The following is a 26,963-nucleotide window of genomic DNA, read 5'->3' as shown; positions in this document are numbered from 1 at the left end:
GAGCGGGGGCGCTCGGTCCCGAATCCGCACCTCCGGAGCCAGGGGGCTCCGGAGGCAGGGGGCTCCGGAGGCAGGGGGCTCCGGAGGCAGGAACTGACAGGAAGAGCACCGATGAACGCCGACGCCGAGAGCGTCGTACGCCGCCCGCGCCGCCGCTACCACGAGCCCGAGCAGCGCCAGCGCAAGCTCACCGTGCGATTCAGCGCCGACGAAGAAGCTGAGATCCAACGCGCAGCCGCCGAGCACGCGTTGACTGTCGCGCGCTTCATCGCGACGAGCAGCCTCAACTCCGCCCGCAACCTCACCGTCGCAGACTCCGAAGACCGCCGCGACCGCGCGCTCGACGAACTCGCCGTCGCCCGCCACCAAGTCGCCCGCTGCGGCAACAACTTGAACCAGATTGCCCGAGAGCTCAACAGCGGTGGCCTGCCGAACCCCGCCGACCTGGTCGCCACCCTGGCTGCGGTCCGCAGCACCATCGCCGCGATCGACGTCGCCTCGGCGGAGATCGCGAAGGAGAAGTAGACCGTGGTGCCGAACATCGTGCGAGGCTCGCGGACATACGGATTGCTCGCCTACCTCTACGGTCCGGGCCGCCGCGACGAGCACACCGACCCGCACCTGATCGCGTCCTGGGACGGCTTCGCCCCCGACCCGGGCCGCGATCCCGCTTCAAGCATCAAACAGTTGCAGTCCGCCTTGGACATGCGCGTCGACCAGCGCGGCTCCCGTCGCGCTCTTAAGAAGCATGTCTGGCACTGCTCGCTGCGAACCTCCCCCGAAGACCGGCCGCTGAGCACCGAGGAGTGGTCCGAGGCCGCACGCAGGGTCGTTGCCGCAGTCGGCATCGCGACCGACGGCGATCCGGACAGTTGCCGCTGGGTGGCGGTGCGACACGCCCAGGACCACATCCACATCGTCGCGACCATCGTGCGCGGCGACCTGCGGAAGGCCGACATCGAGAACGACTACTTGGGCGCCCAGACGGAGTGCCGCAAGATCGAGAAGGAGTGGGGGCTTCGCCAACTCAACCCGGGCGACGGCACCGCGGCGCCGCAGCCGACCAACCGGGAGAAGCACAAGGCCGCCCGGCTCGGCCGGGACACCAGCCGCCAGCTGCTGCGCGACACCGTCCGCCAGGCCCTGGCGGGCGCGGCGGACGAAGCTGAGTTCTTCGCCCGTCTGGAGAAGGCCGGTGTGCTGGTCAGCCGGAAGATCGGCCCGTCCGGCGACACCCTCGGCTACGGCGTCGCCATCCTGGGCGAGCGCGACTCCAATGGCCAACCGGTGTACTTCGCTGGATACCGGCTGGCACCGGACCTGACCTTGCCGAAGATCCGCCAACGGCTGGCCGTTCCGCTGGACGCACGCACCGACGACGACCTCCAGCGCCCAGTCGCCGGTCGTGCTGGTGAGCGCCACTCCGCCCCGGCCCGGGCGCGCTACGCCGCCTCCGTGGCGGTCGACTCCGCGATCGACCTGTTGGACGGGGAGGACGACGAGGCCGCCTCCGCGGTGATCGCCGACACCGGCGAGGTGCTGGACGCCCTCGCCGGCACCGCGCTGCCCGCGCAGAAGGCCCAACTGCTCGCGGCAGCCCGGGCGTACGAGAGAGCATCCCGCTCGCATATCCGGGCCGCCCACGGAGAGAACTTTGAGGTCCGCTCGGCTGCCCGCAGGATCCTGGCCGGCGGCTACACCACCAACAGGGCCCCGGACGCCACCGCGGCAGCCACTCTGCTCGCAGCACTCCTGCTGCTGGTGATCGCTGGCAGCCGCTGGCACGCCGAGCACGGACACCGCCAGCAAGCCGCCGCCGCCCGCGCCACCGCCGACCACCTTCGCGCTGCCTACCGCCAAGCCGCCGCCCGGCCGCTCGCCACGCTTCGCCAGCGAGGCCGGCAACTCCCGAAGGCGGTGCGCGAGCGCCAGGAACAGGCCCTCCGCCGAGCTGCCCCCGGCGACGCCGAACGGCTGCTGGCCGAACCGGAGTTCGACGCGCTCGCCGCAGCCCTGGCCGACGCCGAAGCGGCCGGACACGACCCGCAAGCCCTGCTGGAGCGAGCCCGCGCCTGGCGGGAGCTGGGCACCGCCGACTCCGTCACCGCCGTCATGGTCTGGCGCGTACGACACCTGTCCACCGAACCACCAACTGTCCCAACAACACGCACACGCGACACCTCGCCCGGCCGAACTCGCACTCCTCCCCCAACCGCCGCACTACCCGCCCAGACCGCCGACACCGGCACATCGCGTCATCGCTGACACGACCACCCAGCACACGCCCGAGCCGACGCCACCGGCTGATCTCCAGCCCCTCGGAACACTTTGTTCCGAGGGACTCTGTCATCTCGGCCCAGCAGGAGACCAGGGAGGCCACCACCGACGAACGTGATCCAGCTACACCGTCCGCACGACCGCCTCCCGCCAGGCGCTGTTCGGCGCTGACTGCCGTGACAGCCCGGCCCGCGCTCCCACTCACGCCGGGCTGAGGGGTGGCCCACACCCGCCCCGCCAGGGAGCGAGCCGTATCGGCTCCCCAGCTGTAGCCAGGCCCGCTTGTCAGCGGTGCCCAGTAGCATCCATGTCTCAGCAGCCAGGGGACAGATTCGTGGGAAACAGCCAGGATTGGGACCAATGCCTGTATTGCGGCAGGCCGGTGAGGCTGACCGGCAGCAGTGCTGATGGTTCCCAACACAGACTTGCTGGCGGCTGGACAGGCACGGTCCACAACGTTGCTGCCCGCTGCACCTGGGGTTTCGTGCGAGTTGAAGAGCAGCTCATACCCACCCGCAACCTGCGGCGGGGCGAACTTGTTTTCCGGCCGGATGCAAGCTGGCGGACGGTCCGAGCGGTCGGCGTATTGGGGCCGCTGTCGTTGCGCGAACTGCACTCAGCCTCTGACTCCGACTACGCGGTCGTCACCGAAGCCAACGATGCGACCCTGTGCCGCGCCGACGACCTGTGGTTGCAGGCCCGCCCGGCCACGCCCCGTGCTTTCCTCCCGCTGACCATCAGATCGTTCGCGGACGTCCGCAGTCTCCACCACACCCAGTTCGAGCACCTGATCGCGGATCTGCTGCACCTGTCAGGCTGCAGCATCGTGCAGGAGAACGGCAAGGCCAATGACCGCGGTGCGGACGTGATCGCGGTGACTGCCGCCGGTCGAAGGCTCGTCGTGCAGTGCAAGCACTGGACGAGCAAGGTGAGCTTCTCGGAGGTGACCAAGGTCGGCGGGACGGCTCGGCAACTCCACGGAGCCGATGACGTGTTGGTAGTCGCCCTCACAGGCTTCACAGAACCCGCGTGGGACTACGCGGAGAAGGCGGCTATCACCTTGCTGGACGGTCCAGACCTCAAGGGTTGGCTGCAGGGCAAGGTGCCCGCCTCCCTCGCCAGCTGGGACTGAGCTTGTCGTTTAACGTCCGGCCTCGAACAGGTGAGCCCGGTGATCACTGGTCCGGGTGTTTCCGGGACGGCGGTACGGCCTTCGCGTGATCCTGGCACTCGACCAAGAGATGTAGGACTCAACGCGAAGGCCGTGCTGGTGAGTTTGGTGGAGCAGGGTGTCAAGTGCGAGCCGTTCGCTGAACTGTCACGCTTCCGGGAGTCACTTCAAGGCCGGCCTGGCCGCCCGCGCGGGCGCGGTGATCCTCGTTCACCGGCCGAACATCGCGGGCACCGCTCCGGAGCGCGGTGCCGAGGTCGACCTGATCGCCGCCAAGGGCTGGCCGAAGGCGGGAACAGCGGTGGTTCGGTTCGAGCCGGAGTACCACCGCATGGTGGATCTGCCCAACGGCTGAGCCAAGGTCAGATCTTGAAGTGCTCCAACGTGGCCCCTTCATAGCGCCCCGGGTTCTCGTGTGCGGTGACCAGGACGTACTCGAGCTTCCCGTCTTCGAGGGCCTTGGCCAGGAGTCCCGCCAGCCGGCCATCCTCGGGAACGAGCTTCGCGCGCTCCGCCATCAAGGCGATGATCGTCTGAACATACCCCTTGGTGCCCTGCTGGACCTCCAGACCCAGTGCCTCACCGGCACCCAGGCGTGGCGACAGCTTGCCGTTGGGGGCCTTCGCCTCGACGATGACGAAGCTGCCGTCCGCCCGCTCGTACAACTGGTCGAACATGTTGGCGTTGTTGGGTGTCTTCGGCAGCTCGGTCCACTTGAAGTCCGGAAACGCCCGTGGAATGACGTGGTACCTCGCTGCGTCCTCGCCGAACTGCGCCGCAATCCCCGTGTTGTTGGACTGGTCACCGAGAACGGCGCGGTACTCCTTCTGCGCCGTGGTGAGCGCCCGCAGATTCTCCACGCTCCGGTCCAACTCGTAGGCGGCGGCGGCGTTCGTGAGGGCCACGGACCGGTTGCGGTTCAAAGCGGCCTGGTCGAGGCGGGTGAGCTGCTCAGGGTTGGCCGTGGTCCGGTCATAAGGTAGGGGATTGACCCGAACCGGAGCAGGCCCGGCCGGGAGTGCGCTCTTGGGCGTGAAGGTGTTCCGGTTACTCACGCTCATGACAGGCAGCGGGAAGCCGTGCTCGGTGTTATTGACGCTTCTCCGGGTGCCGTCGGACTCGTAGTACTTGTTGAGCCAGCCCGGGTCGTTCTCCGCTTTCCAGGTCTGCTCGTTGAGGATCTGCTTCCGCAGGTCGTTGGCAGCCCCGAGCTGCAGATCCGCGCACGTGAACACGTTCGTCGTCGGCTCAGGAGCACCTGCCTGGTCGGGCGGGTAGTTGGTGATCACCACATGGTCGACGACCGGCCCCCCATCGGGAGCGCAGAGCCGGTGGAGGTCCAGCTTGCGCAGCTCGTTCAGGAGGGCATCGCGGGGCATCCCCACCATCGGGGTGGTCGCATTCGGCGCGACGTTGAGCCAGGCGACCTTGGCGAAGTCAGGTGGGGCAACAGTGGTGCTTTTGTTCTGGAACTCCTTCACCAGCGCCCTGAACCGATCCTGCACCTCGTTCGTGCCGCCGTCGACTGTCACTTCCTGGATGGCCTGCTGAGTCGTCAGGTCCAGGATGTTCGCCTTGTAGCCCTTGGCCGAGCCGGGCGGGTGGTAGGTGGTATTCCATGTGATCTTGTGGCCGGCGGTCGTGAGGTTCGCCGCATGCTGCAGCACCCGGAGTTGCCCAGGGGACGACAGCTGGGCTGCGGTGTCTCTCATTTCACGGATACCGGTCGGAGCCGCGACCGACAGGTTGTCAGTTCCGATGGCCATTTCGTAGAACGGCGCGAAGGCCCGGTGCTGGATGAGGCTGGACACGATGCTGGTGACGTCCTTGACGCGTTCGGCCCGGCTCTGCGCACTGGTGCTCGGGCCGATGTCAGGGGTCATGGCTTCCAGCACCTGCAGCACAGCCTTGCCGTTGGGCTGGTCCGCCACGGCTGGAGTGTTGACGCTGAACCCGCGGTCGGCAACGCGCTTGACGAGCTCCGGATCATCGCCCATGATCGCGGCGTCGTACAGGACCGCAAGCCACGTCTCGTAGATCGTGGTGTCGGCCGGCGCGGTGTTGGTCGCGGTCGCCACGTACGGAAGGCTGGAGCCGGCCCCTACCGAGACGGCTGTGTCCAGCGGAGTCTGGCCTGCGACGGTCACCAGCAACCGGCCCTTGGCTGTACCAGGTCCGGCGTTGTCGGCCGTCACCATCACCGAGCATGTCGGCGTGGTGCACGGGTTTCCGGAGAGATCCGAGAGGCGAAGGGTGACGGCCGGCTGGGCCTTGGCGATGTCGGCCAGCTTTGCGGGTCCGACCTGCGCCTCTCCGAGTTGCTTCACCGCATCGCCCGTGTCCTGGACCTGCGCGTCGGTGGCCTCGCTGACGGCGGCCGACACGGCGGCAGGCACCTCGGTGCCGCCCGGTCCGGCCGTCACCGCCAAGGCGATGCTCGGATGCCCGGCGCCGAATGACGTGAGCGATGCGAGCGCCGGCGTGGTGCCGGGCGCGGACGACGTGGTGGTGCCGGTGAGGCCAGGGCTTGGCAGTGCGCCAAGAGGCACACCGATCGACAGCAGTCGGTGCGGAGCCGAGGCGCTCACCAGGATTTGCTGCGTCCCGTTGGTCAGCGCCAACGCCGGGCGGCCGTTCACCGGCGCGACTCCGGCTTGCGCCCATGCGTCCGCGCTGGCCGGGAAGGTGACGTCGGCCACTGCGGCGGGGGTGAGCTGTGACACGGGGGCCATGCCCATCACACCCTGCGGCGGATCTGCGATCCACAGGTCCGCCAGCGAGTCAGCGCTACCCGGCCGCTCGCCGAGCCACCACTGCCTGTTTCCACGCAGCAGCGTGCGCCCGGGAGCCACGGCGATCTCCGCCAGTGCACCGAATTCGCGGCTCAGCGTCCCGTACGCCGTACCATCCCTGGTCACCGTAACGCGCACGCGCGTGACCACACCGCCACCGTCGACGACCGTCCCTGAGTAGTTGACGCCTGGCCAGCTGCGCAGACTCTTCGCTGCTGCGGCGGCCATCTGGCGAGGTGTCTGCGGTTGCTGTGGCCAGACAAGAGCGGTCATCAGCCCGCCAAGCAGCACCAGGACCAGTGCGAGAACAGCCAGGAGCCCACGCCGGGAGCGGAGCAGCCGCGCACCGCGCCGCCAGGCCCTGCGACGTCCAAGCTGTACTTGCCCGGAATCCGCAGCGCCAGTCGCGCTACCGGTCCCCTGATCCGCGTCCACGTGTCCCCCCGACACCCATGCCGCAGCACGCCAGTGTCCGGAACATCAGCCTGGCATACAAACGGCTCGCTGGTCACCAACCGTACTGGCGTGGTGACAACTGCACGTCAAATTCCGCCAGTTGACTACCAATGGGCCCGACACTGTCATGGAGCTTGTTTGCCGCAGCGGCAGCACAGTAGCGGTTCGTCGGGGTTTGGTGCCCTTCTTGTGGTGGGCGGGCCAGGCGTACGCCTCGCCGGTGGCCAGGACTCTCCGACCTCGTAGCGGGCGGCGGGTCGCTGGTCCTTGCGGCCGAGCGGTCGGCCCGGGCCGGGGTGGGTGGGTTTCGGCGCACGTGCTGATGAGGGGGCGTGATCCACCCCACACCAAGAGATTCTGACATCAAGGAACTAACTGCCCATATTTGGGCATTTAGTCTCGTACACCATGCGAGAGGGGCTCCTTGAACACTCCTGATGGCCGCGACCCCCAGACTTCCCGATTCACCAACTTCCGCTTCGGACAGGCTCCCGAGCCCATGCCGGAGCCGGAGCCAAACGTCGTCCTGGCCGTCCCTCACCCCACGCCGCTCACCCCACGCGGAACCCTGATCACCTGCCAGTCCTGCGCTGCCGAGCGCGACTGGCTCCTGATCCAGATCGCCCCGATCGTCTTCGTCCGCTGCCGCTGCACCTACGAGTGGCAGGAGCCCGACCTGGGCACCGAGGAGGTCGCCGACACCCGCCAGCCGGGCCCCGACAGGGAATGGGCCAGCATGGAGGAGATGTACCGCGGCCTCGGCTTCGACGGACTCTTCGCCTACACCTACTTCGGGTAGCGGGAGTTCGGGCAGCAGCTCCCGAAGCAGCTGCTGCCCGCCGAACGCCGACGGGCGGTCCGGGTTCCACCGGCGGACCGTGCGTCGACACCACCTCAAAGGCGACAAACGCGTAGGGCCCGCACCGCGAGCGCTGCGGGCCCTACGCGTTTCGGCGCCACCGACGGCGGGGGCGGGCGCCGGCCGTCACTCTGCGGCGCGTGCCCAGCCGACAGTGCGGTAGATCGGGCGGTCCGGAGTTCCGCTGTCGATGACTTCGCCGGCGGAGCAGAGGCGGGCGAGGGCGAGCTTCACGGTCGCCGGCCGCAGTCCGGTGTCGGAGGCGATCCCGTCGAGGTCGTTCTCGCCGGTGTGGGCGAGTTGGCGAAGTACCGCTCGGTCGGCGTCGGTGTCGAGGACGAGGGAGACGGAGCGCAGGCAGCACACCGCTACCGTGACGAGGATGAAGTCGACTGCGACTCTGGCGTTTTGGTGTGTGAGAACGGCGTAGATGGCGTCCGCGTTGCCGAGCGCCGTCGCGGGGAACGTGGCGACTGCTGCGGCACGCAGGAGAAGCCGGTCTTCGGAGATCTTGGCCAAGGGAGTTCCCTTCGCGGGCACGGTCGGGCGGATGTGTCGGCCTGGGGCAGGACCGGCAGTCGGCACGGGTACCGCTCGGGCTTCGGTGCGGCGCCGGACGGCGCGTGCCGAACAGCGAAGGACTGCCGGTCCTGCCGTGACGAGTTCCGGGTGGTGGACCCGGCGGCCGGGTCACACCGATGGGCGCCGCTGCTGCGGGATACGGGGAGCGGAGATTTCCGCGACCAGCGGAGGCATCGACCACAACAGCCCACAAATGATCGCGAGTTGGGCGGATTCGAGGGCGGCGCTCACGGCCAGCAGGGCGTGGGAGTTCCACAGCAGCACGGCCTGATTCGCAAGGACGATCGCGGCGAAGCCGACCAGCCATCCTGCGATCTCGATACGGCGGAGCAGGGTTCGGAGGGTGGAGCGGGTGCGTGGGGAGGTGATGGGTGGATCCCTTCGTCGATGGGCGGGAAGGGGTCCATGTTTGCTCGGTGTGTCCGGGATTGCGTAGTGGTGGAGCGGGTGGGTCTGTCTGCCGAAGGCGAACTGCCTTTTCCCTTCGGAGAACTGGTAGTTCGTCTGAGACACAGGGTTGTGCCAGCGGGGCGGCAAGGCGGAGGGTTGCCGGCCTGGCTGGGGAAGGGGACCGCGGGCTGGCTAGCCTCCATCCGGGGAGGGAGACCGGCGCACCTGGTGACGAGGTCTGCCGCACCCAAGCCCAACGCCTCCGTCGGCGCCTCAGAGTGTCCTGCGGATGGCGTCGGTGGCGGCCTTGGCGATGGCTGCGGGAGCGCTGGAGGGCCGGGGCAGGTGGAGCAGGGTGGTCCCCGGCAGGTGGCGGGATCCCTCGGTGAGGGTGAGCTGGAGTACGGCGCAGCCGGCGGTGGTGAGGCGTTTGATGCGGGTGATGGCGTTGGCGGTTTCGTCGTTGGTGTAACGGGCGTCGGTGACGATCACGAGGAGGCGGCCGGTGCCGGGGCGGCTGAGTTCGAGGCCGTGGTCGAGTGCGTCGATGGCGTGGCCGAGGTTGTGGCTTCCGCCGTTGGCTTGGAACGTCGTCACGCGGTCCGGTGCCCGGTGGGTGGGGCGGGTCAGTGCGGTCAGGTTCATGTCGTAGGCGATGGTGGCGGTGCGGGAGTCGGGGTCGGTCAGGGCTGCTGCGCGGGCCACGATCCAGGCGGCGGATGCGACGGGTTTGCAGGCGGCGCTCATGGAGCTGGAGACGTCGACGGCGATGCCGACTCGCAGTGGCGGGGTGGGGGAGTTGCGGCGGCGGGTGTGGGTGAACGGTTCCGCTGTGGGTGTCGATCCGGCGGCGCGCTGGGCGTCGCGGGCGAGGGCCTGGCGCATGTTGAGGCGGCCGGGCGGGGTGGGGCTGGTGGTCCGTTCTTCGGTGCGTTCGCGGTAGGCGGCGGCGCGAAGGGCGCGGCTCAGGCGTGCGGCGGCGGTCTGCTCGTCGGCGGTGGGTCGGCGGGCGCCGGTGACGGGGTTGCTGGAGGGCCTTGGTGTGCCGTTGGGGCTGACGGTGGTACTGCGGGGGTTGAAGACCGACTTGGCGGTGGCGGCGGCTTTGCGGCGCTGGTCGGCCTGCTGGGCGCGGTCCTGGGCCTGTGCCCTGGACCGCGCGGCGCCGGCGTTGTTCGCGGCGGCTTGTGCCGCGAGGTCGGCGGCGTCGTTGGCGTCCATGCTGTCCATGACGGCCCCTGCGGCGGCGGACAGCAGATCGGTGAGGTCCTCCGGCACGGATCGGGCAGGGGCCGCGGTTCCCAGGGCGTCGCACCAGTCCTGAGCGTGCGCGAGCATGGTGGTGGCGTCGTGGTCGGCGCACTGGTGGGCCGCGGTCCAGATGCTGGTGAGGGTGGCCAGCAGGTCGGTGCTCAGGACCTTTTCGCACAGGTCGGCGACGGCTTTGGTCTCGCCGGCGTCCAGGATGCCGGCGTCCCGGCGGCCGAGGATCAGGGCCGCGAGGCCGGCGGCGTGCTCGATGCCCTGGACCTGGGGGTTGGCGATGTCGGGCATGACCAGGGTCCGGACAGTGCTGCGCAGGTATGTGCGATCGGTGGGTCGCCTGGTCAGGTGGGCGCCCTCGGCGCGACTCTCCTCAAGCAGGAGCGCGGCCTGGACGACACGGGGGTCTGCGTCGGCCGGCTCCGTCCATACGGAGTGGGCCGCGTGGGCGGCCTCGTGGACGAGCGCTCCCCAGGCGGCGGGATAACGGTCCTCGTCGCCCACGATCCGCGGGTGGATCTCGTGGGGTTGGAGGGGGGCGAACAGGCCGGAGTCGAACTCGATCTCCGCCAGAGCGGGGTAGAAGACGGCCGGTGCGCCGCTGCGAGTGCCGGGGCGGCAGGTGACGAGCAGGTCCTGACGGCCGGACAGGGCGACCAACCGATCGCCGAGTTCGGCTCCCACCCGCAGCCACGCGGCCGGGGAGGAACGGGGCGGTGCGGGCGGGGCGCCGTCGTCGTCCCAGCGTGCGAGGTCGGCGTCGTCGTCGGGCGTGGTGGCGGAGGGCTGGACGTGGTGGTGGGCGCTCACCGCTGGCGGCCCCGGTGCGCGGAACTGGTGCTGCCCAGGGGCGGCCGGGCGGCCGACGCGGTCGCGGCGGAGAGCTGCTTGCCGAGGGTGAGGGGCGCGACCTGCCTGACACCGGTGATCTTGCTGACGGCGTCGGCGACGGCGTCGCGGTCCTCGATGGGCGCGACGCCGACCAGGTTCGCGAGCGCGGCCCGGGTACCGAGGACGGCCTCGATCTTCTGGTAGCTGATCAGCTCCCGCAGCTGGGGGGCCCAGCCCAGTTCGCCGAGTTCGACCTGGCGGGCCAGGTTTCGGGCGATCCGGACCACCCGGGCATCGATCCGCAGCGCCAGGGCCAGGTCGTAGTCCGTGCCGACCTGGATCTGCACGCTGAATCGGGACGACAGCGCCTCCGTCAGAACCGCGCCGTGCACGCCGGGATTGTGGCCCGCCAGCACGAAGAAGCCCTTCTCGGCCTTGATCGTCTCGCCCTTGTGGGCCTTGACCTGGATCTGGCGGCGCCCGTCCATGGCCGGGTAGAGCGCGGCCAACACTTTGGGCGAGATCAGGGTGGCGTCGTCGATCAGCAGGGCGCGGCCCTCGGTCATCGCGGTGACCAGCGGACCGTACTGGAAGACGTAGGCTCCCGCGTCGTCCTGCGTGTACTCGCCGATCAGGTCGCCGACCGTGGTGTCGCCGTCGCCCGCGACCGTGAGCAGGTCGGGGAACGCGGCCTCCACCAGCGAGGTCTTGCCGGTGCCCGGGGGGCCGTAGAGCAGCACCGGCACGTCGGCGTCCCGTAGACGATTCAGCGCCTCGACGTCGGGCAGGTCGGCCAGCTCCCGGGGGTGGTAGAGCTGGCCACCCGCGCGGCGGATCGGGCCGCCCGGGTTGGGCGTGCTCGGGGCGGGGGCGGGGGCGGTCGTGCGGGCCGTGGCCGCGGCGGCGCGGGGAGAGTGGGTGCCCGGCGGACTGATCACCGGGGTCCGCCCGGCTGCGGCGGTCAGCGAGTTCGCGCGGAACTGCTTCCCGGCGCCTACCCGGTCGGCCTCGCCGCGTTTCACCAGGGTCTCGACCGCTTGCACGACGGCGCCGCTGGAGTGGCCGAGCGCCTTGGATATCTCCCCGGTGGTGAGCGCGTCCGCCGGCCGGTCGGCCAGCAGGCAGGCGATCTTGGCCCGCAGCTCGCCGGGCCTGGCGGGGTCTGGTTTGACGGGCGGTCCGGGTGTGGTCAATGCGAAGTTCCTCCAACGGGGTGGCGGGGGGCGGGGATGGCACGGCGCGGGGACGGCAGGCCGCTCTCGGGGCGAACCGTGGACTGTGGTTGACGAGCGGGGCTGCCTCGGGTGCTGGCCGGGTCGCGCTGCCACCCGTACGCGGTGACGAGGTGGTCGCCGCGTACGGGTGGAGTACCGGCGCTGGCGAGTTCCAACGGGCGGTCGGCGACCAGCGGGGTCACGGTGAGGCTGCTGGCGGGTTCGAACCGGCCCAGGGTGCTCCTGCCGGTCACCGAAGCGGGCAGAGACGGCCGTCGGAGGTACAGGGGCGGGAGGATCAGCGGGACCGGGGGCGAGGTCGGCCCGCTCATGGGCCTGCCTGGGCCGGTTCGTCCAGCTCCGGGCGCTCTGTTGGGCCGGGCGGTGCGGGCGGCCTCGATGTGGGGGGTCTTGTCGCTGGTCTGTACGGGTGTGCCCGGCAGGGGCGTGCCGTCGACGCTCATCAGTCGGCCGAGGGCTCGGTCCAGGCGCACGGGATGGCTGGCGGGCAGCTCGCTGGCTGCCGAACAGGCTCGTGCCTCCGGTCCGTGCTGGTTTCCGCCGCTGGGCAGGCGCAGCCAGGAGTCTCGTCGAAGCCGGTCTGGAGCAGGATCCGCCGGGCGGCGATGTTGTAGCCGGTGGTGGTGATCTCGCCGGTGTTGGTGTGCCGGATCCTCACGAACGGCTGGACGGTGGGTTCTGCTGGCGCCGCCTCCTCGTCGAGCTGATCGGTGTCGGCGGTGGTGAGGCGGTCGGCGAGTTCGTGCAGTGGCGCGGCGCCGGCCTTGACGATGGCAACGGAGTCGAGAGGATTCGAGGTCAGGATTTCTCCGTGTTGTTCGGTCCGAGGGGTGGGGGCTTGGGCGGCCGGCGAAGAGATGGACCAGGAAGAGGTCAGCGGGAACGCCGGTTCGGCGTGCTCGGGGCGGTCGGGGTGGCGCAGCCGGCGGTCGGCGGCGTCCGTTCGGTCTCGCCCGCCCGCCGGCGTTCGGCCTGTGCCCAGCAGGCGGTTCTTCGGTCCTGCCCTGTCTCGGGATCGCGAAGGGCCGCGAGCAGCTGCAGCTGCTCGCCGATGCCGCGGGTGCCGGCGAGGGGCAGCGTGAAGTGTGGGACGGCCGGGCGCAGGGCCTGGGCGTACTTGGCGCCGCCGAGGAAGATGACGTCGGCGTGGTCGAGGTCGAACGAGGCTGCGTCCGTGCGCAGTTGCTCGCTGGTGACGGCGGTCGCGTCGGTGATGCGGAGGTTGTACGGGGTGAGGAGGCGGTCGGTGCGGACGAGCCCTGCTTGGGCGGAGAGGATGTAGACAGTTCCCCAGTCGCCGGTGAGGGCTTCGGCGGTGCGGCGAAGGGCCTGGTGGTAGGTGCCGGTGTAGAGGTCTCCCGCCGGGACGGTGGTGGCATCGGGCGCGGGGGTGGCCTTGCGGGAGCCGCAGGAGACGATGACCGCCCGGCGGCGGGGCGCGTGGACGCCGTGGCGCAGCGCGTACTGGCGGCCGGCTTCGGTGAGGTGGACGGCGAGCGCGAACTGGTGGTCGCGGGTGACCTGGTGGCCGTCGGGGAGCGGGCGGACCCAGGCCATCCCGCGGTCGGTCAGCAGGTCGAGGGTGCGCGGGTGCGGGCGCTTCTCGAAGAGGTGATCGGGCTGGGACGCGGCGGCGAGGACGGCGTCGTGCGCGGTGGTGGGGAGCTGTTCGACGGCGGCGCGCACGGGTCGGGACCGGTCCGGTCGTGTGGGTCTCGGCGGCGCGACCGCTGTGTGGTCCGCTTCGGCGCTCCGGTGGGCGTCGATGACGGTGGGCGCGTGCTCGGCCCAGCTGGACATCTCGTGCCAGATCTCGGCTGCGGCTTCCTCCCGTAGTGGGTGGTCGCCGGTCTGCGGGGAGTCGATCATCTTGTGGAGGGTGCTGTAGGCGGTGGAGAGGGTTTTGACGAGGGTGGTGTGGGCGTGCTTGACGCGGGGCGTGTCCTTGGTCAGGAGCAGAAAGGGGGCTCCGTGTTCCAGGACGGTGCTGAAGTGCTTCCAGGCGGCGAGATCGCGTTCGACGATGCCTGTTTCGTATCCGCGGGTGTCCACGACGGTGCCGTTGTCGTCGACGTAGGAGTCGTTGACCGCGTCCCAGTCGTCGATGGCCTGCTTGATCCCGCGGGCGGCGGTGGCGACGGCTTCGACGGGGTCGGTGGGGTCGGGCATGGGGGTCCGTTCGCGGGGTGTGTCTCGGGTGGTCTACCGGCTGGCGGTGGGCGAGGGGGTGGCGGGTGCCGGGTCGGCGGGCGGGGTGGGGGGAGCCGGAGCGGAGGCCGGGGTGGGGGCGTTGCTTCTGCTGCGGGCCGCCAGCGCCGCGGGCGACAGGCTCTCCTCGTCCTTGTCGGTGAGGGAGCGGATGGTGATGTGCTTGTGCGTGGGCGACAGCTGCCGGATGTGGTCGGCGTTGCGCAGCAGGGGCTCGGGGTCGGCGAGTTCGCGGCTGAACGCGGCAAGGACGCGCGAGGGGGTGCCGGCGCTGAACTTGGCGTCCCAGTAGCTGTTGGGGCCGTAGGAGGAGACGGTCGCGGCAGGCTTTCCGCGTAGCTCGCGCAGGCTGGAGGGAACCGCGACGACGGCGTTTGCGAAGCCGCCGGGGGGACGGAAGGAGACGGATCCGCGCGGGTGGACGTCGTCCGTCCAGCCGGCCCGGGCCAGGGGGATCAGCCCGAGGGCCAGCACGCCGCGGACGAAGGGTTCGCGTTCCTGCGGCGGGGCCTCCTCCAGAACGGCTTCCGCCTCGGTGATGGTGGCGGCCAACAGCTCGGTGGGGAGCCACGGTTGAACGGTGAGGGTCCAGGCGACCTGGGCGCCGCGGTGCTGGGCTCCCCACACGGTCCACTCGGGGTTGGGGCCTCGTGGCAGGTGGACGCCGAGGCGGCCGCAGGGCCGGGTGAGCCGGTCGTCGCGGGGCCGCTGCCAACCGCGGTCGGTGAGGAACTCGGCGACGAGGCGTTCGCTGTCCGGGACCGCGCTGATGAAGTGACGGGGGCCGACGGTCACCGCCTTGGACGGCTCGGCCCAGTCCTGGCGCTCGATCAGGTCGCGGAAGCTGGTGGGCAGAGGGGTTCTCCAGTGGTGGGTGGCAGGAGGAGGGATCACCGGGTGCGGGCGGCGGGCGCGAGCCGGTCGGCGGACTTCGGTGGCCGGCTGGAGTCGGCCGGGGTGGGGTTGGATGCCGACGTGGCTGTCAGGCCGCGGATGCGCGAAGCCGCGGCGGCCGGGGACAGCTCCGGGGCGGCGGTCGCGAGGCGTACGGAGCCGAGGAGCTGCCTCGGGATCCGGTCGCCGTCGCGAGGGACCGGGGCCGGGTCGGTGAGCACCAGGGCCAGGGCGCGGACGAGGTGCGGCGGGGTGCGGCTGGAGAGGTGGGCGTTCCAGTGCCCGGGGGCGCTCGTGGCGTGGAAGTCCGCGCCCCATCGGAGGCGGCCGGCGAGCGCGTCGGCGGTCGTGGTCCGCGGGAAGTCCTGGCCGTGCGGGATGCTTGCGCTCGCGTAGCCGCCGGGCGCGACCAGGCGCAGGACGGTGGCGTCGGAGTGCGCGCTCCATCCGGCCGAGGTGAGCGGTTCGACGGCCTCGCCCAGAGTCATGCCCTCGTCCGAGGTGAACGTGTACTCGGTACCAAGGTCGATGTCGGCGGCCACCGAGTCGGTCAGGTGCTCCAGCCAGGCGTCGGTGATCTCGGAGGGCATGTTCGGGGTGAAGCGTGCGGTCCACTCCGAGTTGAAATCGAGGCGATTCGGTCTCGCGATCACCCGCAGGCCGTCCTCCGGGCTTCCCACCACGCGTGCCCGCCCGCAGGAGCTCTCCACCTGGCCGGGCTCGGTGAAGCGCCACAGGTCCGAGGGGCGCGGAGGCAGCGGCCCTCGGGCCGCGGGGCCGGCCAGGTAGCGGGGAGAAACCAGGGCGCGGGGCCTCGGCAGAGGCGGGAGCGGTTCGACGGACATCCTCTCCCGGTGGGCATCGGGCACCTCGGCCGCCGAGCGCACCGCCGGGCGCAGCAGGGCGGCCGCGGCGCTGTGCAGCAGGAAGGCTGGGGTGTGCGGGCTGAAGGTGACGGCCCAGGTGCCGTGGGCGGCGGCGCCGGTGAGCACGGTGGGGGCGCTCTCGTCGTGCAGGGAGCGGGTGAAGGCGGTCAGGCGGTCGGGGGCGAGCAGGACGTCGTGGCCGTCGCGCTGGCCGAGCGTCCACTCGCCTTCGCGCAACGCCGCGAGGGCACCGTCCCAACCGGGCGCCGGGTAGTAGGCGTCCCAGGGCGCGTACTCCAGCCGGTGTGCGAGGGCGGACAGGACGGTGGCGGTGATCTCGCCGGGGGCGGCGTCGTCGAAGCTGACCGACCAGAGGTCGCGTGTCCCGGTCGGGTCCGAGATGTCGGCTGCCCAACCGGACGAGTCGAAGCGCCGTGCCAGCCGCGCCATCCGCCTGGGGCAGACAAGTATCGGGCCGTCGTAGGTGTTCCGGGGCCGACTCCAGCCGAAGTGGTCGACGAGGTCGGAGACGATGTCCTCGCTGCCGGGGCCGGGGCCGGCGAGGTGCAGCGGTCGGACGAGCAGGTGTGGGGCGGTGGGCAGAGCGGGTTCCTTCACAGGGTCTGTCGGGCCGGCAGGTGGGCGGCCGGCGGGGCGGCGGCGGACAGCCGCGGTCCGGTGGAGAAGCGGATCACTGCCGCCGGGGAGGCGGTGGAACGGATGCGCGCGGCACCGGGCCGGTCGGCGGGGCGGGGGACGAGGAGCTGGGCAGCGCCATGGAACACGGCGCGCTGCTGCTGCTCCGGCCAGGACTCCAACTGCTCCAGTCGGCCGGGCAGTGCCGGGTCCAGGAGCGAGCGCACGCGCAGTCCGGCGACATCCAGCACCATGGTGAGTGCGGCGGACTCGATGATCGGCGCGAGGTCCGCGTCGAGGCCGTCGCGGTCGCAGATGTACTCGCCGCCGCCCGCCAGGACGTCCGAGGCGCCCGTCAACTCCTCGTCGAAGCGCGACTCGGCGGCGAGCAGCAGGGCACGGACGGCGTCGCGCAGCACCTGGGCGTCGCGCGGTTCGCTCTGCCAGTGGCGGCCGTCGGCAAGGTACGCGGGCTCCGGGTCGGTTTCGGGAGCAGCGGCGCCGTCGGCCGTCTCGGCCCCTCTGGGCGTGCTCGGGGCGATCTCCCTCGACAGCACGGTGCGCAGGGCGTCGCCGTAGCGGGGCAGCAGCCGGATGCGGACGGCGGAGGCGGCCCGGACGGGGTCGGCTCCGACAGTGATGCCGTGCAGGCTGAGGTCCTCGAAGTCGTAGGCGGTGCCGAGGGCGGCGGGCACCAGGGGCGCGATGGCGTACTGGCCGGCGTGGGGGCGCGGGCGGGGTAGGACGACCAGTGCCCGCAGTCCGTTGTCCTTGACGATGCCCGCGTGCTGGTAGGCGACTTCTATGAGCGCCGCATAGGCGACGGCGGTGTCCCACAGCTTCTCGTGCAGATCGGACCTGGCGGTGCCGGTGCCGATGTCGGTGGTGCCTGCGGACCAGGTGCCCGGCAGGCGGGCGGCAAGGTCCTGGCAGAACTGCAGCAGCGTCCGGGCCCGCTCGTCGGGGCTGATCGTGGAAGTGGTGCCGGTCACCGTCGGCGGCTCCCCGCTGTGATTGCCGCCGGTACGGATGACGGCAGGGCGAGTGGGAGCACCGGATTCGGGCGGACGGGGCCGGCCAGGTGGAGCGGTCGGGCATGGAGGGCCGTGGTGATGGTCGAGGGTTCCTCTCCGGTTGGGCGGGGAGCGAGGCCGGTCGCCGGCGGTCCGAGCGCGGGTGGGCGCGGGGAGGTCAGCGGGCCGGGGCCCGTCCGGTGCTCGGCGGCCATGCGCCGGGGGGCGGGTTGCTGACAGCGCGGGCCCACCCGGCGGCTGCGGCGGAGGTGCCGAACAGGGCAGCCGCCGCACGAGCGGAGGGCGAGGGGGCGGCCGGCGGGAGCGGGGTGTCGAGGTCGGTCGTCCACGCCCGGGCGTCCTCGACGCTGGCGAAGTGCCCCTCGCGCAGGGTGTAGGTGTCGGCATCGATCTGGCGGCGGTCGTGGAAGACCCGCACCGGCCGCGCGGGGTCGGCGGCGGAGACGTCCGAGGCGATGACCCAGATGTCGTAGGGCTCGCTGTCGAAGCTGTAGTCGTCGTGGAGGGTGAACCGCTTGTCCCCGGAGTTCCGCAGCAGCGCCTCGATGCGCTCGGTCTCCTGGTCCGCGGGCAGGATCGCGCCGTGGCGGGCGAAGGCCGCCGGATCGGCACCGCGCTGGACCAGCCAGCCCTCGGACAGGGCGGCCAGGGGATGCCAGGCGCTGTCCACCTCGAACGTGCCTGCCGCGCGGTCGCGCTCCACACGGACGGCGACCATGGCGGGCAGGCCCGGCACGTCGTTGTGCATGTGCGCGCAGTTGTAGAGGACGTAGTAAGAGCTGCTCAAGTCACCGTCGGCGCGGTGCTGCTCCGACATCGCGTCGAGGTCCATGGCACCGAGCTTGGCGTCGGCGTGCGCGCTGGCGGCGGTGCCCGGTTCGAGGTCGTCGACGCGGAAGTCGAAGACGGGGACGAAAGAGGGGACGGGGCGAATGGGCGGGACTCCGGTCAGGTCGGGTGATCGAGGTGAGGGCGGTACTCGGGCGGCGGTGATGGAAGGGTCGGGGCGGGCGGCACCGTGTCAGCGCAGTCGCGGCCGCGGGCGGAGGCGGCGTCCGTCCGGGGAAGTACGTGCTGTGCCGGGCCTCGATCAGCGCCGCCGGGTGGTTCCGGGCGGCGTGCTCCGCGGCGCAGTCGCCGCCGTAGGACTGCCCGCGGCGCGGGAGGCGAGGGTGGTGATGCGGGTCTGCGCGGCTGCGGCACGAACATGGATGGGCGGCGGCACGGACAGCAACTGGTAGAGGTCGATCAGGCCCTGCAGGTGGGCATGGCGCTCAGCCCGTACAGCCAGGGCCGGCCCCAGCGTGCCGGGGGCGGTGATGGCCGGGACGTCGCCCAGGCGGAACTCGCTCCTGCCGTCCTCGGGAACGTTCCGGAGCCGCTGCCGGAAGACGTCCACTTCCTTCAGCGAGTACTCCTCGGCGTTCTGGACGTCCTTCTGGGCCTCGTCCAGCCGGACAGCGGCCCGGTTGATCTGTCGGACGAGCAGGCCCAGCGGCCCGGTACTGCCACCGCCGGGCAACGCGCGGATTCGGTCGACACCGAGCGTCAGGTGAACCATGCGGGTGCCGACCTCGGTGGGCAGCGGCGGCGGAGGCGTGTAGCCCACCGTGTACGGGGTGTCCGGGTCGAGGACCACGCGGAGGGCCTCGACCCCCTCCAGCCACTCCTCGCCGAGGCCGCGCTCGCACCAGGCGTCCATGGCGGCCTGCACGTCGGCCAGCACCTTGTCGAGAGCGGTGGCGGCCAGCGGGCGCAGATGGGCCGGCAGTTCCGGGATCTTCTTCCGGGGCCAGTACGGAGCGGTGCTGGACGGACCGCCGGCGCACTGAGAGGCGACCAGGGCCGCGGCCGCGACGGCCTCGCCCTGGAGAAGGCAGTCGGGTTCGGCTTCGGCGATGAAGCGCGTCAGCCGCTCCTCGATGACCGCGAATCGGCGCTCCGATCGGGCGAGTTGGACCTCGTGCCCAAACTCTCCGGCGTGGTCGCTGTCGAACGGGCCTGTGCCCCAGGTTCCCAAGAGTGTTGCTCCTCGGTGCGTTGGCTTCGATCAGCGGGGCGGGTGGGATTGGGCAATGGGCGGTGGTGCCGCCGTCGCGGTGCCGGGCGGCACGCTGGGTGTTGCCGCCGCTGCGGCGCGGCTCTCGGTGCGGGCAGCGATGGCGGTGGAGCGGGTCTGCACGGCTGTGGCAGCTCGCTTGGCCCGGTCTGCGGCGGTGAACGGCGGGAGGGTCTCGTAGACCTCGATCAGGGAGGTCAGGGAGCGGTGGAGTTCGGTGCGACGGGCGGCCAGCAGGTCAAGGTCAACGCCCGGGGCGGTTCGGTGGAGGATGCCGTTGATGGTCGGCTCGTCGGCGTCGCGGCCGTCGACGATGCGCTGCAGGTCCTTCTGCAGAGCCGTGGCCAGCTGCACAATGCGGGTCTGGACGTGGTCCAGGCGGCGAGCCTGGGAGGCGATTTGGTCGGCGAGGGCACCGTGGGCGGTGGCGGTGTTGTAGCCGGGCAGCCGGCTCGGGTGTTCGACCTGCAAGCGGGTGCATACCAGGCGGGTGCCCAGGTCGATGTTCCCCGCCTGCCGTGGTTTCCACGGCTGGACGGGCCGTCCCTCGCGAGGCTCGGGGCTCACCGGCCCACCCGGTGTGCGGAGTTGATGATGGACAGGCCGGTCTCGACAGCACTATCCAGGCTGTCGGCGAGGGGGACGCCGGCGGCGGCCAGGCGCTCGGCGCTGTGCAGCCCGCCGGTGTGCAGGACGGCGACGGCGCCGACCTCGTGGGCGGCGACGGCGTCGTCGAGGCTGTCGCCGATCACCAAGGCACGGCCGGGTTCGACACCGAGGGCGGCCAGGTGGGCGGACAGGGCCGGGGCCTTGGAGTGCGGGGGCTCGCCGACGCGGCCGTCGATGCGCTCCATCAGCCCGCCGATGCCGGTCTTGGCGACCTCCTGCAGTAGCCGCTCGTGCGGGGCTAGGGAGAGCAGGCTCTGACGCAGGCCCGCTGCCCGCAGGCTCAGCATGAGCTGGCGGACCCCGGCGCGCAGGCGCACCGGCCGCTGGTGGAGGTCGGCGAGGAACTCGGCGTTGCTGCGGCTCCACTCCTCGTCGGTGATCGTCCGGCCGACGAGTGTGTCGTAGAAGGCCCGGATCGGCACGGTGTGCAGCGCACGGTAGGTCGCCACGTCGACCTGGGGGCCGCCGATGCGGTGGAGCGTGGCGTTGAGTGCTGCGACGTGGTCGTCGAGGTCGTCGCGGACGGTGCCGTTCCAGTCCCACACGAGGTGGATCTCGGGCGTCGTCCCGGCGGGATCGGTGGTGGTGCGGTGGGTCAAGCGGGCTTCTCCGTAGGGGCGTTGGGGGTGAGGAGGTCGTGGCGGGCAGCGAGGATCGCGGCGGCAAGCACGGCGGCCAGGATCGGGACGGACGCGACGGCGCCGACGCCGAGGGAGGCGAGGCGGCCGGCAGCGGCGGAGCCGGCGGCCTGGCCGAGGCCGATCACGGCGATCAGCCAGGCGGCGGCCTCGGTCGCGGTGCCGCTCGGGGCGAGCCGGTCGGCGAGGACGAACGCGGTGGCGACCAGCGGGGCGAGGTAGAGGCCGGGGCAGACGCTGACGACGAGGGCGAACGGCGGGGAGGTGATGAGCGCCAGCGGAAGGCCGCAGAGGGCGAATCCGGTGGCGGCGTAGAGGAGTTGGCGGCTGGGCGGGTGCGGCCACGGGGACCGGGCGAAGGCGATCCCGCCGATCAGGCTGCCGACCGACACGGCCGCGGGCAGCAGCCCGGCCAGCCAGGCACTGTGGTTCAGATCCCCAAGAGCGAGCGCGAACACAGTGAACGCGCCAAGGTTGACGCCGAGGAAGAACATCCCGGCCAGCAGGAGCAGCAGACCGCGTGAGCGCAGGGGTCCCGTCCAGTGCCCGGCCCACCGGGCCGTCGGTCGTCGGCGGGCAGGTTCCTGCACGGCGACGGCCCGCGTGCCCGCAGCCGTGGCGGCGGCGCAGACTGCCAGCGCGGTTGCGGGTGAGGCGAGTTGGGCGAGGGCGGTCGCTGCGACCGGGCCGACGACGAAGATCAGCTCCTGGCTGACGCTGTCGAGGGTGAACGCGGCGTGCTGTTCGTCGGACCGGGACAGCAGGCGCGGCCACATGGCCCGCAGTCCGGCCTCCAACGGCGGGGTCGCGGCTCCAGCCAGGGCGGCCAGGGCTGCGGCAGTGGCCGGGTGCGGGGTGCAGCCCAAGACGGCGAGCAACGCGAAGGCGGTGGTGGAGAGCGCAGCGGTGGCGGCGGCGACGGGGGCGAGGCGGGTACGGTCGACGGCCCTGCCGAGCAATGGCTGGCCGATCGCGCTCGCCAGGGCGTAGAGGGCGGCGAGGGCCGCGCCCAAGAACACGGGGCCGTGCTCGGCGCGGACGGCGAGCAGCAGGGCGACGGGCGCCATCGCGGTGGGCAGGCGGCCAATGAGAGTGCCGGCGAGCAGGGGCGCCACGTGCGGGGCGGCGAGGACTGCGCGCAGGCCGGGCGGGTGCGGGGCGGGGGTGGTCACGGGCTCCGAGTGGGCGGGTCGGTGGGCGGGGCGCGGCTGCGGCGGGGGACTATGCAGCGGGGTCGGTCGCACGCTGCGGTGGACGCAACTGGGCGGCTGCGGTGCCCAGGTGGGCCGAGGCGCTGGTGAGCAGGGCGGCTGCCCGCGTGCGGCTGCCTCGCAGGAGCTCTGCGGGGTCGGCGTCGGTGGCGAGGCGGTACAAGGTGTTGGCCATCGCCGAGGTCGCGGCGAGCGTGCAGGACAGGCCGGAGGTGATGCTGGCCAGGGAGCGCAGGTGCGTCGGGGTGGGGGTGTCGGAGAGGTCGACGACGGCGGCTGCTGTCGCGGTGGTGGTGGCCACGTGGACGAGGGCGGTCAGCAGGTGCCGGCTGAGCGCCAGGGCGGGGTCGGCGCCGACCGGCGGCAGGTCGAGGGACCGGGCGAGGATCTGGAGTTGCTCGCTCTCCTCCGCCAGGTCGGCGGCCAGTCCGGCCGCGGGGCTGTCGGGGAGGGCAGGGGACGTCAACGGGTTCTCCGGGTGGGGCTGGTCGCCGGCGGCGCGGGCGAGCTGAGGATCGGTGTCCCGGGCGTCGCTGCGCGGGCGGCGGCCGACATGCCCGGGGTGGTGGCGGTGGCCGCGGTGGTGCGGGGGTTGGCGGGTGCGATGTCGAGGTCCTGGAGCTGGCCGGCGGGGATGTCGCGCAGGCGGCGGCGGGCCGGGGCGGGACTGGCCAGGGCGGCAAGGACGGCTTCGGTGAGCAGCGCCGGGCAGGCTGTACCGCGCAGTTCGGCGTACCAGGGGAAGCCGTGGGGGCTGCCCGCGAGGATCCGCATGGTCGGCTGCCCGGTGTCCTCGTCGGGGCCCCAGAGCACTTCGGCCAGCGAGCCGGGGGCGATGGCCTCGACCGTGCCCGCGCGGCGGTGCGCACCGCTCCATCCGGCCTCGACCAGGCCGGCCAGCGCGGCCTCCGTGTCGGCGCCGGCCGATCCGTGCTCGGCGTGGTCGACGAGCGCGGCAACCGCGTGCGCAAGGACTTCGTCGGGGACCCGGGCGCTGAACGTCGCCTGCCAGCCCGGGCCGCTGGCGACCAGGGCGTCCTGCGAACGCTCGCTGCTGAACGCGGCGACGACGACCGTGCTTTCGCTCTCCGGGTGGTGGAACTCTCGGTCGGGGGATGCCCCGGTCGCCCGCCACCGCGCGGCCCGCAGGGCGCGCGCGGCCGATGCGGTGGAGCGGGGCGTGGGCGGCGCAAGGTAGGCGGGACGGACCTCGACCACGGCATCGGCGTACCGGGCGGGCAGGTCATTCTGCGGAAAGCCGCCTCGGTGCATCGGAACAAACCGCTTGTTGGGGACGACGGCGATCGCTTCCATGATGGGTCTCCTTTCCGTCAGCGCCGGTGCGCGGCGGCGGGGCCGGTCGTCAACGGGGCCGGCTGCGGCGCGGGTTCGTGGCTGAAGGCGAGCGCGGTGGTGGAGCGGATGGCGGCGGCGTTTGCGCGGGCGGCGGCCTTGGCAGCGGGCGAGGGCGCGGTGGCGGCGGGCGCGCTGACCGGCGACGGCGCGACGGGGCGGGCGATGGCCTGCACCGGCTTCAGGGCCGGGGCGGCCGGGGCCGGGGCCGGGTCGGGGATGTGGCGCTCGGCCCACTGGGCGACGGCCTCCAGCGGCTCCAGCAGTTCCCGGCCGGCCTCCGTGAGGTCGTACATGTAAGAGCGGTGCTCGCCCGAGCGCACCACCAGGCCGGCGTCCTGCAGTTGGGCCAGACGCTGGTAGAGGGAAGAAGGGTGCGGGCCGTCGGCGGCCAGGACCAGGTCCTGGATTTCCGACGGGTACACCGGCTCGCCCTCGGAGGCGATCGCCCACAGGGTGGCGACGGTGTGAACGCGGTTGAGGGTCGCCAGCGCCTGCGCGGTGTAGGCGCCGGGGCCGGTGCCGGTCGACGGGACGCTTTGGTGGACGGAGGCCCAGCGGGTGACCGGCACCTGGATCCGCAGAGCGTCGCGGCCGGCCTCGGTCAGGGACACCACGCTGGCCCGGCCGGAACGTGAGCGCGACACAAGGCCGCCCTCCTCCATCGCCGCCAGCCGCGCACCCAGCTTGGAGCCCATCCACGGCATCGCGTCCCCGAACCCGTAGGTCGGCAGCTGGCCGCCGTTGCGGTCCAGGGTCCGCAGCACCGTGATCGTGTTCGGCGCGCCGAGCACGCTGATGGCCTGCTGCACGCGGGAGGCCTGGGTGAGGTCGCGCACGACAGGGGTGGTCACAGGGGTAGACATGGTGAGGTCCTTCGCGGGGCTGGATCAGAGAGGAGGGGGCTCGGGTCCGGGCGGGCGGCGCGTCGGCGGAGATCGCGCGGGCGGGCGGTCAGACGCTGGTGCGGGGCTCACCGGCGACGGGCAGCGAGGCCGGGTCTGTCCGCGGCGGGGTCGGCAGCAGCCGGTGGTGCGGATGGTCGGGGTTGGTCGTGCAGGCGCCGAACGGGCCGTCCGGCGAGCGGAGTTTGAGCAGCAGCGGCTCCAGGTGGTCGCGCTGCCAGACGCTCGGGCCGGTCGCGCCCGAACGCGAGTCGGTCAACTCCTGCCAGGCCAGCCAGCAGTGATGGATCCGGGCGAGGGCCTCGTCGTGCTCCGGCCACCGGGTGCACCACGGCCGGCCCGAGGCGATCTCCGCCCCGTAGGCGGACAGCAGGATGTGGTCCACCCACGGGGTCATCGTGCGCACCTCCTCGGCGAGGGCCGCGTCGTCGAAGGCCAGGATGGTCAGCGGAACGGACTCGCCGTCGGGCTCGGCGGCGACCTCGAAGCCGGAGCCGAGGTCCAGCTCCAGGAGGTCGTCGGAATCGTCGTCGTAGTCCTGGGCGAGGCGGTCCGCCACGATCGCCAGCGAGTCCCGTTCCGCCTGGAGCGCGGCGAGGGTGGCGCGCCACTCGGCGAGAGTCTCCGCGGTGACCTGTCCGCGCTCCGGCGGGTCGTCGGGAAATGAGGTGGACAAAGAGCTGCTCCGGAATTCGGGGAGGCGGGGTGACGTCCCGACTCTCCCCGAAACCCATCTCCTTGAGCGGGAGATATCCCATGGGTTATGGAAGCCCGAATCTCCCTGTCAAGGAATTCGATGATCCCCGCACAGGTGAATTCCGGAGGCCAGCAACTCCATTGCGTACGCGGCCTGTTGGGGGACGACACCGTTGCCGAGCGCGGTCAGCTGAGCCGATCTGGAAATTCCTGTGACCTGCGTCACCCATCCCTTTTCGAGGCCCATCACCCATTCCACGAACGCTGGCGCGAGGCGGCCTCGGGAATCCACGGGCGCGGGGGCGGGGCGGGTCACGCGCTCCCAGCGGGTGATGGCGGCGGCGTACTCGCCCCACCGGCCCCCTCCCTCGGCGGCGGGGCCCACAACGGGAGCACCACCTGCGACAGCGGCGGGCGAAAGCCCGCGCCGGAGCGCCGTCCGGGCGTCCCCGTGTCGGACGCCTTCGGCGTCGGCAGCAACCGTGCCGCGGCACTCGACATCGTCAGATCGCCCCGGCTGCCGCGCTGGTTCGGCCCGCCCTTCGTCCCATCGCTGGCCCTCGGCGTCGGCAGCAGGTGTTCCACCAGGTCGCTCAGGTTCGGGCCGTGCCCGCCTGCCTTGCGCAGGTCCGGGTGCTGGGATCCCCCGATGCTGCCGAGGTTCGACGTCGGGGTGAGCAGCAGCGTGACGACATGGCCCAGGTCCTCCCGCCCGTGGTCCGGCCCCCTGAAGCTGCGCGCTGTCGGCGTCGGCAGTCCGGGGCCAGGCGGTGATGAAGACCCGCTCTCGCCTATGGGGTGCCCCGACGGCGCTGGCGGGTAGCACCTGCCAGCGCGCATCGAACCCGAGGGAGGCCAAGTCTCCGAGTACGGCACCGAGTGCCCGCAGAGGATGCTCATCTCCGGCTTCTCCCAGACACCACGGGCAGAATTCCACGTCGCCATCGGCTGACGCGGTGGCGGCGGAAGTGGAGAGGAGACCTCGGACGTTTTCAAGAACCACCAGACAGGGTCGGAGAGTTGATATCGCGCGGGCGATGGTGTGCCAGAGCCCGGAACGGGTGCCCTCGGCAAGCCCGCGCCTGGCTCCGGCCACGGAGACGTCGGTGCAGGGGAAGCCGGCGACCAGCACGCACACCGGCTCGACCTTCGTGAAGTCCACAGTGGTGACGTCGCCCAGGTTCGGCACACCGGGCCAGTGGTGTTCGAGAATCGCGGCAGCGGCCGGGGCGGGGTCGGCATGCCACGCGAGGGTGCCGCCGAGGACGGCCTGGACGCCCAGGTCCAGACCGCCGTAGCCGGAGCACAGGGAGCCGATCCGCAGGCCCGACGGGTCGGCGCTCATCGGGACCGCCCTGCGGCGGGAGCCTGCGGCACGCTGCCCGCCGACAGGACCATCCTCGACGGCTTGGCCTTGGCGCGGGCCGCGCTGGTGGCCTTCGCCCCGGCCGGGCGGGAGTTGAGGGTACGCAGCACGTCCGGCTCGAAACCCGACAGGTTGCGCGAGACGCGGAACACCGCGCTGGCGGCCTCCTCGATGACGGTGTGGGCGTCGATCAGCGCGGTGCGGAAGGTCGCCAGTTCGTCTGCGGTGGCGGCCTGTTGGCGGCCTTCGACCTGGACGGCGGCGACCAGAGCCGGCGCGGCGAACAGGTGCGCGCGGGCGGTCAGTACTCCGGCCCAGGCGTAGGCGACGCTGGCTCGATGGTGGGCGACGGCGTCGAGGGAGTCCCGGCCCGCGTCCAGCTGCGGCACTTCGGTCTCGCCGGTCAGGTGGTCGTGCAACTGGACGAAGCCGGCCAGATGGCTGCTGACGACGCTGGGCGGGGGGATGTCAGGATGCTGGGCGAGCTGCGTGATCCGCTTGCCGTGGTCGCGCAGCATGAGAGCGGTGGTGGCCAGGATGTCGGCCTGGATGTGGAGGGGGAGGTACAGGAG

At 71.8% G+C, this 26,963-nt stretch carries 26 protein-coding genes; 5 read left to right on the top strand and 21 right to left on the bottom strand.

Features of this window, described 5'->3' with window-relative positions:
- The first annotated feature begins 111 nt into the window (after window positions 1-111).
- From ACFV4P_RS31360 to ACFV4P_RS31345, 4 genes are all read left to right on the top strand, one after another.
- Complete coding sequence (locus ACFV4P_RS31360) at window positions 112-525, top strand: plasmid mobilization protein (RefSeq protein ID WP_380476862.1); 414 nt, start codon at window positions 112-114, stop codon at window positions 523-525.
- 3 nt (window positions 526-528) lie between these two features.
- On the top strand, window positions 529-2,265 hold the full coding sequence (locus tag ACFV4P_RS31355; protein WP_380476861.1) for a relaxase/mobilization nuclease domain-containing protein: 1,737 nt from the start codon (window positions 529-531) through the stop codon (window positions 2,263-2,265).
- Between the two features lie 346 nt (window positions 2,266-2,611).
- On the top strand, window positions 2,612-3,409 hold the full coding sequence (locus ACFV4P_RS31350; protein ID WP_380476860.1) for a restriction endonuclease: 798 nt from the start codon (window positions 2,612-2,614) through the stop codon (window positions 3,407-3,409).
- A gap of 157 nt (window positions 3,410-3,566) precedes the next feature.
- On the top strand, window positions 3,567-3,803 hold the full coding sequence (locus tag ACFV4P_RS31345) for a hypothetical protein (protein ID WP_380476859.1): 237 nt from the start codon (window positions 3,567-3,569) through the stop codon (window positions 3,801-3,803).
- Window positions 3,804-3,810: 7 nt separating this feature from the next.
- On the opposite strand, the gene ACFV4P_RS31340 is transcribed toward ACFV4P_RS31345, so the two are convergent.
- Window positions 3,811-6,468 carry a hypothetical protein gene (locus tag ACFV4P_RS31340; RefSeq protein ID WP_380476858.1) on the bottom strand — a complete coding sequence of 886 codons (2,658 nt, stop codon included), beginning with the start codon at window positions 6,466-6,468 and terminating at the stop codon, window positions 3,811-3,813.
- 727 nt (window positions 6,469-7,195) lie between these two features.
- Between ACFV4P_RS31340 and ACFV4P_RS31335 the strand changes: the two genes are divergently transcribed.
- Window positions 7,196-7,495 (top strand): hypothetical protein, encoded by a 300-nt coding sequence (locus ACFV4P_RS31335; RefSeq protein ID WP_380476857.1) that lies wholly within the window; start codon window positions 7,196-7,198, stop codon window positions 7,493-7,495.
- A gap of 186 nt (window positions 7,496-7,681) precedes the next feature.
- Here the strand turns inward: ACFV4P_RS31335 and ACFV4P_RS31330 are convergent, their stop codons facing one another.
- The 20 genes from ACFV4P_RS31330 to ACFV4P_RS31235 all read right to left on the bottom strand — a co-directional run bounded on the left by ACFV4P_RS31330 (window position 7,682) and on the right by ACFV4P_RS31235 (window position 26,909).
- The gene (locus tag ACFV4P_RS31330; protein WP_380476856.1) at window positions 7,682-8,074 is read right to left on the bottom strand and encodes a hypothetical protein; all 393 of its coding nucleotides are present in this window, start codon (window positions 8,072-8,074) and stop codon (window positions 7,682-7,684) included.
- 171 nt (window positions 8,075-8,245) lie between these two features.
- Entirely contained in the window at window positions 8,246-8,650 is a 405-nt protein-coding gene (locus ACFV4P_RS31325; RefSeq protein WP_380476855.1) for a hypothetical protein, read from the bottom strand.
- A 150-nt stretch (window positions 8,651-8,800) separates the two neighbouring features.
- Window positions 8,801-10,600, bottom strand: a complete 1,800-nt coding sequence (locus tag ACFV4P_RS31320; protein ID WP_380476854.1) for a hypothetical protein — start codon at window positions 10,598-10,600, stop codon at window positions 8,801-8,803.
- Window positions 10,597-11,751, bottom strand: a complete 1,155-nt coding sequence (locus ACFV4P_RS31315; protein ID WP_380476872.1) for an AAA family ATPase — start codon at window positions 11,749-11,751, stop codon at window positions 10,597-10,599. Before ACFV4P_RS31315 ends, ACFV4P_RS31320 begins: the two co-directional genes overlap by 4 nt.
- A 547-nt stretch (window positions 11,752-12,298) precedes the next feature.
- Complete coding sequence (locus tag ACFV4P_RS31310) at window positions 12,299-12,514, bottom strand: hypothetical protein (protein ID WP_380476853.1); 216 nt, start codon at window positions 12,512-12,514, stop codon at window positions 12,299-12,301.
- A 215-nt stretch (window positions 12,515-12,729) separates the two neighbouring features.
- Window positions 12,730-14,025: a DUF6884 domain-containing protein gene (locus ACFV4P_RS31305; protein WP_380476852.1), complete on the bottom strand. Its 1,296-nt coding sequence runs from the start codon at window positions 14,023-14,025 to the stop codon at window positions 12,730-12,732.
- Window positions 14,026-14,058: 33 nt separating this feature from the next.
- Window positions 14,059-14,958 (bottom strand): DUF317 domain-containing protein, encoded by a 900-nt coding sequence (locus tag ACFV4P_RS31300; RefSeq protein ID WP_380476851.1) that lies wholly within the window; start codon window positions 14,956-14,958, stop codon window positions 14,059-14,061.
- Entirely contained in the window at window positions 14,955-16,442 is a 1,488-nt protein-coding gene (locus ACFV4P_RS31295) for a hypothetical protein (RefSeq protein WP_380476850.1), read from the bottom strand. The genes ACFV4P_RS31300 and ACFV4P_RS31295 overlap by 4 nt, the downstream gene beginning before the upstream one ends.
- Window positions 16,439-17,452, bottom strand: coding sequence for a hypothetical protein (locus tag ACFV4P_RS31290; protein WP_380476849.1), 1,014 nt, complete (start codon window positions 17,450-17,452; stop codon window positions 16,439-16,441). Before ACFV4P_RS31290 ends, ACFV4P_RS31295 begins: the two co-directional genes overlap by 4 nt.
- A 199-nt stretch (window positions 17,453-17,651) precedes the next feature.
- Entirely contained in the window at window positions 17,652-18,326 is a 675-nt protein-coding gene (locus ACFV4P_RS31285) for a hypothetical protein (protein ID WP_380476848.1), read from the bottom strand.
- Between the two features lie 258 nt (window positions 18,327-18,584).
- Window positions 18,585-19,514, bottom strand: a complete 930-nt coding sequence (locus ACFV4P_RS31280; protein ID WP_380476847.1) for a DUF4259 domain-containing protein — start codon at window positions 19,512-19,514, stop codon at window positions 18,585-18,587.
- A gap of 30 nt (window positions 19,515-19,544) precedes the next feature.
- Window positions 19,545-20,024: a hypothetical protein gene (locus ACFV4P_RS31275; protein WP_380476846.1), complete on the bottom strand. Its 480-nt coding sequence runs from the start codon at window positions 20,022-20,024 to the stop codon at window positions 19,545-19,547.
- 92 nt (window positions 20,025-20,116) lie between these two features.
- Entirely contained in the window at window positions 20,117-20,821 is a 705-nt protein-coding gene (locus tag ACFV4P_RS31270) for an HAD family hydrolase (RefSeq protein ID WP_380476845.1), read from the bottom strand.
- Window positions 20,818-22,032: an MFS transporter gene (locus tag ACFV4P_RS31265; protein ID WP_380476844.1), complete on the bottom strand. Its 1,215-nt coding sequence runs from the start codon at window positions 22,030-22,032 to the stop codon at window positions 20,818-20,820. Before ACFV4P_RS31265 ends, ACFV4P_RS31270 begins: the two co-directional genes overlap by 4 nt.
- A 49-nt stretch (window positions 22,033-22,081) precedes the next feature.
- Window positions 22,082-22,537 carry a hypothetical protein gene (locus ACFV4P_RS31260; protein ID WP_380476843.1) on the bottom strand — a complete coding sequence of 152 codons (456 nt, stop codon included), beginning with the start codon at window positions 22,535-22,537 and terminating at the stop codon, window positions 22,082-22,084.
- Complete coding sequence (locus ACFV4P_RS31255; protein WP_380476842.1) at window positions 22,534-23,385, bottom strand: DUF317 domain-containing protein; 852 nt, start codon at window positions 23,383-23,385, stop codon at window positions 22,534-22,536. Before ACFV4P_RS31255 ends, ACFV4P_RS31260 begins: the two co-directional genes overlap by 4 nt.
- Window positions 23,386-23,402: 17 nt before the next feature.
- On the bottom strand, window positions 23,403-24,290 hold the full coding sequence (locus ACFV4P_RS31250) for a winged helix-turn-helix transcriptional regulator (protein ID WP_380476841.1): 888 nt from the start codon (window positions 24,288-24,290) through the stop codon (window positions 23,403-23,405).
- A gap of 88 nt (window positions 24,291-24,378) precedes the next feature.
- Window positions 24,379-25,005 carry a DUF4913 domain-containing protein gene (locus ACFV4P_RS31245; RefSeq protein WP_380476840.1) on the bottom strand — a complete coding sequence of 209 codons (627 nt, stop codon included), beginning with the start codon at window positions 25,003-25,005 and terminating at the stop codon, window positions 24,379-24,381.
- A 108-nt stretch (window positions 25,006-25,113) separates the two neighbouring features.
- Window positions 25,114-26,370, bottom strand: coding sequence for a DNA cytosine methyltransferase (locus ACFV4P_RS31240; RefSeq protein WP_380476839.1), 1,257 nt, complete (start codon window positions 26,368-26,370; stop codon window positions 25,114-25,116).
- Window positions 26,367-26,909 (bottom strand): hypothetical protein, encoded by a 543-nt coding sequence (locus tag ACFV4P_RS31235; RefSeq protein ID WP_380476838.1) that lies wholly within the window; start codon window positions 26,907-26,909, stop codon window positions 26,367-26,369. The genes ACFV4P_RS31240 and ACFV4P_RS31235 overlap by 4 nt, the downstream gene beginning before the upstream one ends.
- Between the last annotated feature and the right edge of the window lie 54 nt (window positions 26,910-26,963).

It is taken from the genome of Kitasatospora sp. NPDC059795 (genome assembly GCF_042732175.1).
In the GTDB taxonomy this organism is placed as follows: Bacteria; Actinomycetota; Actinomycetes; order Streptomycetales; family Streptomycetaceae; genus Kitasatospora.
The sequence above is the reverse complement of the archived record's forward strand: the minus strand, read 5'-3'. Positions and strand labels throughout refer to the sequence as shown.

Excerpts from the sequence above, each read along its gene's own strand:
- ACFV4P_RS31360 (WP_380476862.1), top strand. The coding sequence starts at position 112 with ATGAACGCCGACGCCGAGAGCGTCGTACGCCGCCCGCGCCGCCGCTAC.
- ACFV4P_RS31340 (WP_380476858.1), bottom strand. The coding sequence starts at position 6,468 with ATGGCCGCCGCAGCAGCGAAGAGTCTGCGCAGCTGGCCAGGCGTCAAC.
- ACFV4P_RS31335 (WP_380476857.1), top strand. The coding sequence starts at position 7,196 with ATGCCGGAGCCGGAGCCAAACGTCGTCCTGGCCGTCCCTCACCCCACG.
- ACFV4P_RS31305 (WP_380476852.1), bottom strand. The coding sequence starts at position 14,025 with ATGCCCGACCCCACCGACCCCGTCGAAGCCGTCGCCACCGCCGCCCGC.
- ACFV4P_RS31285 (WP_380476848.1), bottom strand. The coding sequence starts at position 18,326 with ATGGACCTCGACGCGATGTCGGAGCAGCACCGCGCCGACGGTGACTTG.
- ACFV4P_RS31255 (WP_380476842.1), bottom strand. The coding sequence starts at position 23,385 with ATGGAAGCGATCGCCGTCGTCCCCAACAAGCGGTTTGTTCCGATGCAC.
- ACFV4P_RS31250 (WP_380476841.1), bottom strand. The coding sequence starts at position 24,290 with ATGTCTACCCCTGTGACCACCCCTGTCGTGCGCGACCTCACCCAGGCC.
- ACFV4P_RS31240 (WP_380476839.1), bottom strand. The coding sequence starts at position 26,370 with ATGAGCGCCGACCCGTCGGGCCTGCGGATCGGCTCCCTGTGCTCCGGC.
- ACFV4P_RS31235 (WP_380476838.1), bottom strand. The coding sequence starts at position 26,909 with ATGCTGCGCGACCACGGCAAGCGGATCACGCAGCTCGCCCAGCATCCT.